Origin of the sequence: Caballeronia udeis (assembly GCF_001544555.2) — a bacterium.
Lineage (GTDB): Bacteria > Pseudomonadota > Gammaproteobacteria > Burkholderiales > Burkholderiaceae > Caballeronia > Caballeronia udeis.
The window spans coordinates 193,809-202,906 of record NZ_FCOK02000006.1; the positions used below are offsets into that span (position 1 = coordinate 193,809).

6 protein-coding genes and 1 pseudogene are annotated in these 9,098 nt (G+C 58.8%); 4 read left to right on the forward strand and 3 right to left on the reverse strand.

Annotated features, from left to right (window positions below; translation table 11 throughout):
- Positions 1-189 precede the first annotated feature (189 nt).
- Complete coding sequence (locus tag AWB69_RS07200) at positions 190-3,663, forward strand: indolepyruvate ferredoxin oxidoreductase family protein (RefSeq protein ID WP_062083702.1); 3,474 nt, start codon at positions 190-192, stop codon at positions 3,661-3,663.
- A 32-nt stretch (positions 3,664-3,695) separates the two neighbouring features.
- Positions 3,696-3,866 carry an SDR family NAD(P)-dependent oxidoreductase gene (locus AWB69_RS46865; RefSeq protein WP_082913292.1) on the forward strand — a complete coding sequence of 57 codons (171 nt, stop codon included), beginning with the start codon at positions 3,696-3,698 and terminating at the stop codon, positions 3,864-3,866.
- A gap of 3 nt (positions 3,867-3,869) precedes the next feature.
- Here the strand turns inward: AWB69_RS46865 and AWB69_RS07205 are convergent, their stop codons facing one another.
- Both AWB69_RS07205 and AWB69_RS07210 read right to left on the reverse strand, forming a co-directional pair.
- Positions 3,870-4,592, reverse strand: a complete 723-nt coding sequence (locus AWB69_RS07205; RefSeq protein WP_082913293.1) for a GntR family transcriptional regulator — start codon at positions 4,590-4,592, stop codon at positions 3,870-3,872.
- Positions 4,593-5,296: 704 nt separating this feature from the next.
- Entirely contained in the window at positions 5,297-5,620 is a 324-nt protein-coding gene (locus AWB69_RS07210; RefSeq protein ID WP_062083704.1) for a hypothetical protein, read from the reverse strand.
- Positions 5,621-5,789: 169 nt separating this feature from the next.
- Here AWB69_RS07210 and AWB69_RS07215 point away from each other — a divergent pair, with 169 nt between their 5' ends.
- Positions 5,790-6,656: an RNA polymerase sigma factor gene (locus tag AWB69_RS07215; protein ID WP_062083707.1), complete on the forward strand. Its 867-nt coding sequence runs from the start codon at positions 5,790-5,792 to the stop codon at positions 6,654-6,656.
- A gap of 401 nt (positions 6,657-7,057) precedes the next feature.
- A complete protein-coding gene (locus tag AWB69_RS07220; RefSeq protein WP_062083709.1) occupies positions 7,058-8,665 on the forward strand; it encodes an MFS transporter in 1,608 nt (535 codons plus the stop codon).
- 82 nt (positions 8,666-8,747) lie between these two features.
- Here AWB69_RS07220 and AWB69_RS07225 read toward each other — a convergent pair.
- Positions 8,748-9,020: pseudogene (locus AWB69_RS07225) on the reverse strand (delta(1)-pyrroline-2-carboxylate reductase family protein); the annotation flags it as partial.
- Between the last annotated feature and the right edge of the window lie 78 nt (positions 9,021-9,098).

The following is a 9,098-nucleotide window of genomic DNA, read 5'->3' on the forward strand; positions in this document are numbered from 1 at the left end:
CGATCAAGCGCGTATTCGAAGGACACGCTGCTTGAGTGGATGTATCGGTATGCGCGCAGGCGCGCCTCGTTGACGGCGCATCCGAAATCCACAAAATGGTCATTGCCCGCTCCTTGCTCGAGCGCGGCGACGATGCCTGGGACAGGAAAGAGCAATCCGCGGCGGCGAAATCCGCAGCCAGGAGTGAACGTGGCACTGCGCAAAGTTACCCTCGATGACAAATACGCGTTCGATACTGGACGCATCTTCCTGACCGGCGTGCAGGCCCTGGTGCGGCTGCCTTTGATGCAGCGGCGCCGTGACGCGGCCAACGGGCTTCACACTGCCGGCTACATTTCCGGATACCGTGGCTCTCCGCTCGGCACGTACGATGCGGAACTGGGCAAGGCGAAGAAATTTCTCTCCGATGCCAATGTTGTCTTCGTTCCCGGTATCAATGAAGACCTTGCTGCTACTGCGGTATGGGGCACGCAACAGGCCGAGACCGACGGGGAAGGTAAGTACGACGGAGTATTTTCGATCTGGTATGGCAAGGGTCCGGGTGTCGACCGAAGCGGTGATGCGTTCAGACATGCGAACCTCGCTGGCAGTTCGAAAAACGGCGGCGTCCTGGTCCTGATGGGCGACGACCACACGTGCGAGTCGTCCACCACCTGTCACCAATCCGAATTTGCGCTGCTCGACGCGTCCATCCCTATCCTGAGTCCAAGCGGGGTACAGGAGATTCTTGACTATGGACTGCTCGGATGGGCATTGTCGCGATACTCCGGTTGCTGGGTCGGCTTGAAATGCGTCAAGGACACGGCGGATGCATCGGCTGTTATCGATGTGAATCCTGAGCGTGTCGTGCCCGTGCTTCCGGAGCATGTCGACATGCCGCCCGGAGGCCTTAACCTCCGGCAACCAGACACTCCTCAAGATCAGGAGTTCCGGTTGCACAACTTCAAGCTGGATGCGGTGCGCGCATTCCTGCGTGCGAACCGGCTCGATAAAGTCACGCTGGGAAATCGCGGTGCCCGGATTGGCATTGTCACGCACGGCAAGAGCTACCTCGACGTCCTGCAGGCGGTTGACGATCTCAATCTCGGCGAGACCGAACTTACCGCAATGGGCGTGGCGATCTACAAGGTTGCGTGTACGTGGCCGCTGGAGCCCGAGGGCTTGCGGGAGTTTGCGGATGGCCTGGATCTTTTGATGGTGGTGGAGGAAAAGCGCAGCCTTCTCGAATTCCAGATCAAGGACATTCTCTACCGCGCGCCCAACGCGCCGGTAGTCATCGGCAAGCACGATGAAAAGGGCAAGAAACTGTTTCCGGTCGAGATGTCGCTGAACTCGGTGCAGATAGCCATTGCATTGGGAGAACGGCTTGCGAGTTTTTCCGCCGACGAGAAGATTGCTGATCGTGTAGCTATACTTAGTGATTTGAGCCACAAGGAATTCGCACCAGAACCAATGCTTCGCAGCTTCTACTTCTGCAGCGGATGCCCGCACAATTCTTCGACGGTTATTCCGGAGGGCAGCAAGGCGTACGCGGGGATCGGGTGCAGCTGGATGGCGCAGACAATGGAGCGCAGCACGCTCGGCTACACGCAGATGGGTGCGGAAGGGATGGCCTGGGTGGGAGAGGCACCGTTCTCGAAACGCGCTCACATGTTCCAGAATATGGGCGACGGGACCTATTTCCATTCCGGTCTGTTGTCCATTCGCGCCGCGCTCGCGGCGAACACGAACATCACGTTCAAGGTCCTGTATAACGACGCGGTTGCGATGACCGGTGGCCAACGCCACGACGGTCAACTCAGTCCCGTGACGATCACCACGCAGGTTCACGCTGAAGGTGTCAGGCGCATTGCGGTCGTGTCCGATGACCCGTCGAAATATCCGGCCAATGCCGGTTGGGCGACCGGCGTGACGATTCATCACCGCTCCGAACTTGAGAAGGTGCAGCGGGAACTGCGGGACATTGCCGGTGTGACCGTGCTGGTCTACGACCAGACGTGTGCTGCGGAAAAGCGCCGGCGGCGCAAGCGCCAACAGTTTCCGGATCCCGCAAAACGGCTGGTGATCAACGATCTCGTTTGCGAAGGATGCGGCGACTGCGGCGTGAAATCGAACTGCGTATCGCTTGTCCCGCTCGAGACCGAGTTTGGCCGCAAGCGCGAGATCGACCAGTCTTCCTGCAACAAGGACTACTCATGCAACAACGGTTTCTGTCCGAGCTTCGTGACCATTCACGGCGGGAAACTTCGTAAGGCTGGAGCGGTGAAACCGGACGCGGGCCTTTTCCCCGCGCTTGGCGAACCCGAAATCCCATCGCTTGAAAACGGGATCTTCTCGATCATCGTGACAGGGGTTGGCGGAACAGGCGTGGTGACCATCGGGGCGATCCTCGGAATGGCTGCGCACTTCGAAGGGAAGGGCTGCGGCATCCTCGACATGGCAGGGCTTGCGCAGAAGGGCGGCTCCGTGTGGTCGCATCTTCGCTTTGGGAAAGACCCTGCTGCGATCAAATCGATCCGGATTGCGACGGGCGGTGCAGATGTGGTGCTTGGCTTTGACATGGTGGTCGCAGCCAGCCGCAAGACGTTGTCGACGACTCGCCACGGTGTCACGCGGATGCTGGTCAACACGCACGAAGTCATGACGGGTGAATTTACGCGGCACCCGGATTTAAAGTTCCCCGCCTCGGATTTGCGCACGAGCCTGACTGATGCGGTTGGCAGCGATCAAGTCGAGTTCGTCGATGCGACCAGGTATGCATTGGGCCTCTTCGGCGACACCATGGCCGGCAACATGTTCATGCTCGGTTACGCGTATCAGCGGGGCTTGATTCCGATTGGGGCCGACGCCATTCATGCCGCGATCGAGCTCAATGGCGCAGCCGTGGCCTCGAACAAGGATGCATTTCTGTGGGGGCGCCGTACTGCTCTTTCTCCGCACGCGGCAGAGAAAATCATTGAGGCGGCGAAACAGTCGAGAGAGTCCTTAAGGATCTCGACGACGCTTGACGAGATCATCGAGCGTCGCGTGAAGTTCCTGACCGGCTACCAGAATGCAGCTTACGGGGAGCGTTATGGTTCGCTTGTTGGCAAGGTCCGCGACTGGGAGCGCATTGTCTCGCCACGAAAAGACACGGTGACCCGCGCTGTGGCCGAGGTCTATTTCAAACTGATGGCGTACAAGGACGAATACGAAGTGGCCCGGCTGCACTCGTCGAAAGAATTTATCGAGAGCATGAAGGCGCAGTTTGAAGGTGACTTCAAGATTGCCTTCAATCTGGCGCCGCCGTTGTTGGCGCGCAGGGACGAACAGACTGGCGAACCCGTCAAGCGGGAGTTCGGCGCGTGGATGTTGCCCGCATTCAGGGTGCTCTCAAAACTGAAAGTCCTCCGCGCAACGCCGTTCGATATTTTCGGCTATACCGCTGAGCGCAGGATGGAGCGCGGTTTGATCACCCGATATGAAGAGACCGTCGATCAGATCGTGACGCACGGTACCGTCCGCAATCACCACGCTGCTCTGCGCGCTGCTTCGATCGCCGGGAAGATACGCGGCTACGGGCATGTCAAGGAGCGAAACTTTCGGGCGCTGGATGAGGAGTGGCGCAGTGCTGTCGCGCAACTGTCCGGCCATGCCGTCATCGAATTAAAGCAGGTGGCCTGAGTGCGGTTATTCACTATCGGATCCCGTTCATCATGACATTTCGATTTGAACTCGCCGACAAGCTTGTCCTGGTGACCGGCGCATTCAGCGGGCTGGGACTCCAGTTTTCCAGAACGCTCGCCGCAGAAGGCTGCCGAGTGGCAATGTGCGGCCGGCGCATCGATCTGGGCCGCGCCCTTGCAGGTATGCAGCCTGGTTTGTGACGCTTATCGCGAAAAGAGCTTGACGACGCCTGCGTCAACCACCTTCGCGATTTCTTCCATTCGCCAGGTGATGTGCGTTTCCGTCAGTTCGCGGCAACGCTCCACGTCGCGCGCCTCAATGGCGTCAAGAATGTCCAGATGCTCCGAGAACGCATCGTGACCGCGTTGCTCCAGGTCGACCCATCGTACGAAGTGGATGCGGGCGTTGATGCCGTATAACGCACGGACCATTTCGTTGTTCCCGGACAGGGCGACCAGCCGGACGTGGAATTCCTCATCCCTGCTGGTGAGTTCCGCTGCCGGCGCTTGCACCTTGCTCTTCATGACATCCTTCCAGAACTTCCGGAGTGCACGAATGTCCTTCAGATCCGCTCGCTCTACCGCAAGCAGAACAGCCGAAGACTCAATGCTGCGCCGTAGCTCGAAAAGATCAAAGATGTCCTGACGATGCAGCTCCCTTACGAAGAAACCGCGATTTGGAACGAAGTGCAGCAGATTTTCAGCGACCAGGCGATTGAGCGCCTCGCGCAGGGGTGTTCGGCTGACGTCGAACTTCGCTGCAAGCTCAAGTTCATTGACGCGTTCGCCCGGGCGGATGGTGTACAGAACCGCCATCTCCTTCAATTGCTCGTAGAGGTCGTTGACTGTAATCCCCGCCCGTTTTGGAGCGGTGGTTTCGCGCACACGCGGACGCCTTTCTCGAACCAGTGATGAATAGTTTGCCATGTCTCGGGTGTCCTTCGGGGTGCTCACAGCGTCCCCAGACCAATATGATAGCGCGCTGCCGTTATAGCTTTTGTGGGCGCTCGCCACAAACAAATGTGGTCAGTCCCGGCAGCGGCCGGCAAAGAGTTCTTCCGCCGTCGAGCACTACAAAGGCGCTGCAGGAGCACTACAACGCTGCCCTTTGCCGGAGTAAAGAATACACGCCTGTCGACAATAAGGCGACGCATTTGGGTCGTCGGTTGCGCTGTCACGTCAGGGAAGCGGCTGGGCAAATCAGGCACGTGGCTCGATCAGTGCGATATCACCCAAGGTGGAACGAACTGGAACACGAGGGTAATGCCTGCCAGCACCGGCGTAAGCAACAGGCTGTGAGGAAAGGTGCGAGCGAAAACAAGCCCTTCCTTGTCGCGAAGTTCGGTCGTTGACACACCGATCGAAAGGTTTTGCGGCGAGATGATTTTCCCATCACCCCACCGGATGAGTTGCTCCCTTCACAGTGAGTTTGCACTTAAAGGGGCTGTCATTTGAGTCCCCCGACAGACCGGCCTTACCCCATGCGCGAATTTACCGTGGCGACGCCTGACGACCACAGATTAGTGGTTGGGCAGACAATTGCGCAAGGACAGACGTAAGTAGAGCGTAGCGAGGACCCGCCAGATGCGAATGACCTCGCGTCTTCATGCGTCCAACCATCCAGGCCGGATTCAGCGTGCTGCCGAACCATCGGGTAACCCGTACGAGTCCAGCATGTCGAGGCTCAATCGCAAGACTTCGGCCGGCGCTTCGCAGCGTCCTGCGAAATCTTTCTGGTACGCCTTGAAGCTTGGAAGCTCGGTGACGACCGCCGAATCGTCAGCGGCGAGATTCATGAAGACATGAATGAACTCGCGGCCGTTTCTAAAGAGCGCATAGGCTGCGCGTTCGGGCGCTGTAGCCCGAAGCTCATCGAACACAGCCCGCGAGAGCGCTTCGTTTTCCGCTATCTGTTCAGGTTTGATGGTGTAGCGCACCAAGGTCAGTCGTTGCATGATATTTTCCTTTCACGGTTCCGGCGCCGGTGTGCGCCGATAAACGTAAAGACGACAGCGACAAGCAAAAGGATGCGCAGTTACAAGAATTTTTGTAGAGCCGCATCCTTTTCGGCAGCCGGAACGTCTATCCGATATCGGCGTGTTGGATTAATCGGAGGGTTGCGCTTTGGATTCGGACGGACTGACTCAATTGATGGCGGCAATGCGCCCGCGTTTGCACCGGTATTGCACGCGTATGCTGGGCTCCGCTTTCGACGGCGAAGATGTCGTCCAGGAGGCGCTGTTCAATGCGGCCGCGGCATTTCCGGCCGCCGGCGAGATCCTGCGCCCGGAAAGCTGGCTGCTGGGTATTGCTCATAACGCGGCGCTGGACGCGCTGCGCCGTCGCAAGCGGCAAGGCCTTGTAGAGTCCGACGAAGCACTGGCGAATCTGGCGGACCACGCGGCCCAGGCCGATGTCAGAGTGGCTGCTGCTGCGAGCCTCGCCATGTTCCTGCATTTGTCCATCCTCCAGCGCTCATGCGTGGTGCTCGCGGATGTGCTCGGCTATTCGCTAACGGAAACGGCCGCGATTCTCTGCCTCAGCGTTCCCGCGGTCAAGGCCGCGCTGCACCGGGGGCGCGGCCGGCTCAAGGAACTGGTCGACGTTTCCGACGTTGCGCTGCCGCGCTTGGCCAATGCCGATCGTGAGCGGTTGCTCGCTTACGCCGGGCGCTTTAACGCCCGCGACTTCGACGCATTGCGCGATCTGCTTTCCGAGGAAGTCCGCCTCGACCTCGTGAGTCGAACGCGTCTCTCGGGGCGCAAGGACGTCTCGATCTACTTCACACGTTATGCAGCGGCGCCCAGTTGTTCGCTCGCCTTGGGCTGGGCGGAGCATCGTCCTGTCCTGCTGGTCACCGACCCGATGGTGGCCGCCGCCGGCGTCGCGTATGTCATCCTGCTGGACTGGGCCGACGACCGTATTGTCGCGATCCGCGACTTCCGGTTCGCACCTTATGTCATGGAAAGTCTCGCCGTACAGCGGTTGTAACGAGCGATGCGTGACGAGCGATGCGTGGCCGGGAGTTCCGACAGGGTCGCAAGCCCGGGATTTGCACATCGTGTCAATGGCCTGTCGCCGGTCGTGCGGAATCTGGTGGATCGGGTAACGGGTGATGCTTCGGCATCACTTCATCCGTTGCGAACGATCGGAAGTAATCTTCACTGAGCTCACTCAAAATCCCTCCGTGCTCCAAGCAAAGGCCGTGCTCTTTGCGCTGTTGTGCCGTCGAAAATTAACGGCTTCCATTATTCGTGTTTTCCGACAGATGAATTCGGATCGTCTTTCTTTATTCATTACGCCGACACCCCTAGGATTCACCCCATGCCTCGGAACCGGGAGACGCCTATTGCGCCGCTCGTGTATCGCATGAACCTTAGGGAATCTTATTGATGCGCCAGCGTTCCACGAATGCTTCTCCGACAGCGCCGCGGTCCGCGCGCGGCAAAGCCCTTGTTCTCATCGCGGTGATTCTGGCCTGCGTTAGCCTGCCTTTAAGTCTTTCGGCAGGGCCCGCCGCGCAAACCTTCATCAGCCGTGACCTCGCGGGAGGGACCGTTGCTCTTTCCTGGATCACCAATGCGTTCATGCTCGCCTGCGGCAGTACGCTGATGGTGGCGGGCGCGCTTGCCGATCACTATGGCCGCAAGAAAATCTTCTTCGCCGGCATGTTGGTCATGACGATTGTTTCGCTTCTGATGCCGTTCGCACCCAGCGTTTTGTGGCTCGACTTCCTTCGCGTTCCGCATGGCCTTGCGGCTGCCTGTTCTTATGCCGGCGGCGTGTCAATGCTGGCCCAGGAATTTGAAGGCCCGGCGCGCGTCAGGATTTTCAGTCTTATTGGCATTGCGTTTGGCGCAGGTCTCGCCTTCGGTCCGACTCTGGCCGGCATGCTGATCGCTTTTTCCAGTTGGCATGCGGTCTTTCTCAGTAGTGCGCTGATCAGTTTTATCGCGCTGATACTGTGCATTTTCTACATGAGGGACAGCAAGAATTCTGCGGCGCATGGTCTCGACTGGGCAGGTGCCGGCACCTTCACCCTCATGCTGACGCTCTTCACCTTCGCCGTGGTTGAAGCCCCGGTGCATGGATGGACAAGCTCGCTTGTCCTGGGACTCCTTGTGGCGAGCGCGCTGGTGCTGGTCCTTTTTGTTGTGATCGAGATGAAAGTCTTGAATCCCATGCTCGATCTCAGCCTGTTCCGCTATCCGCGCTTTGTGGGCGCCCAGCTTCTGCCGCTCGCGACCGCGTATTCCTACATTGCGTTGCTCGTCATTCTGCCGCTGCGTTTTATCGGGATTGAAGGGCTCAATGCGCTGGATGCCGGGATACTGATGCTTTATTTTTCAGCGCCGCTGCTCTTTGTCCCGTTCCTTTCGGCAATGCTTACCCGATTCATTCCGGTTGGCATCCTCTCTGGTCTGGGCATGCTCATCTCGGTCGCCGGGCTCTTTCTGCTCACCCAGGTGCCACTCGGAGATCATGGCATCCTGATGCGCGTGGACCTGCTTCTGATAGGCCTGGGCGCGGCCATCCCATGGGGCTTGATGGATAACCTTGCCGTCAGTGTCGTCCCTAGCGACAAAGCCGGGATGGCTGTCGGTATCTTCGGCGCGTTGCGGGTCTCGATCGATAGCACGGCCATGGCCATTGTGGGTTCATTGCTGGCGTTTTTCGCCCAGCAAACCCTGACCGACATCAGGCCTGATCAGAATCCGGATACCCTGGCGTCAGGTGCGGCGCAACTTGCCGCCGGAACGCTGGCGAACGCCGGATCGATCCTTTCGGGCTTCGATCATGCGCACCTTCTCCTCGCCTATGATCTTGCGTTCAAAAAGCTTCTCTGGGTCGCGATCATCCTGACCTTGGTGGCAGCCGTTCTGGTCTTTGCGCTGCTCGGGCGGGTTCGCTCCGACCACGGAGAAGTTGCAAAAGATGATGCAAAGGAGAACGAAGCGCGTCCCGAGGTATCTGTGCCGTTAGCAGAAGAGCAGGTTTAACGCGGCAATGCCGGATCGATGCTGACCGAACGCGAATTGCTCAACCGCCAATGCGATAGCGCCTGGCGGTTTTTTCCCCTGATTAACCTAGCGCGTTGCGCGCCACACGACACGCGGCCAGGTCCCATGCCGCGCATCCGACGCTCTTGAAGAAAACCGGTGCATCGGGGCTGAGCTGACCTTGGATCGCTTGTGCCAAAGAACCGGCGCGGGTCCAGTCAAAGCCGGCCTGAATCAAGTCTCCCGCCTCGTGCTTTGCACCCACCGGGTCGTCAAGAACCACGAAGCTGCCATCAACGACCTCTTTGCTGATTTCGACGGCGTCCGGAGTGAATGCGCCCACGCCGATGACTAACCCGAACTTTGACTCGATCACAAACATAAGCCATTGATTTCACGCTGTTATGCGTGCGAGCGCAGGATAGCTACTGGG

Excerpts from the sequence above, each read along its gene's own strand:
- AWB69_RS07210 (WP_062083704.1), bottom strand. The coding sequence starts at position 5,620 with ATGCAACGACTGACCTTGGTGCGCTACACCATCAAACCTGAACAGATA.
- AWB69_RS46865 (WP_082913292.1), top strand. The coding sequence starts at position 3,696 with ATGACATTTCGATTTGAACTCGCCGACAAGCTTGTCCTGGTGACCGGC.
- AWB69_RS07220 (WP_062083709.1), top strand. The coding sequence starts at position 7,058 with ATGCGCCAGCGTTCCACGAATGCTTCTCCGACAGCGCCGCGGTCCGCG.
- AWB69_RS07205 (WP_082913293.1), bottom strand. The coding sequence starts at position 4,592 with ATGGCAAACTATTCATCACTGGTTCGAGAAAGGCGTCCGCGTGTGCGC.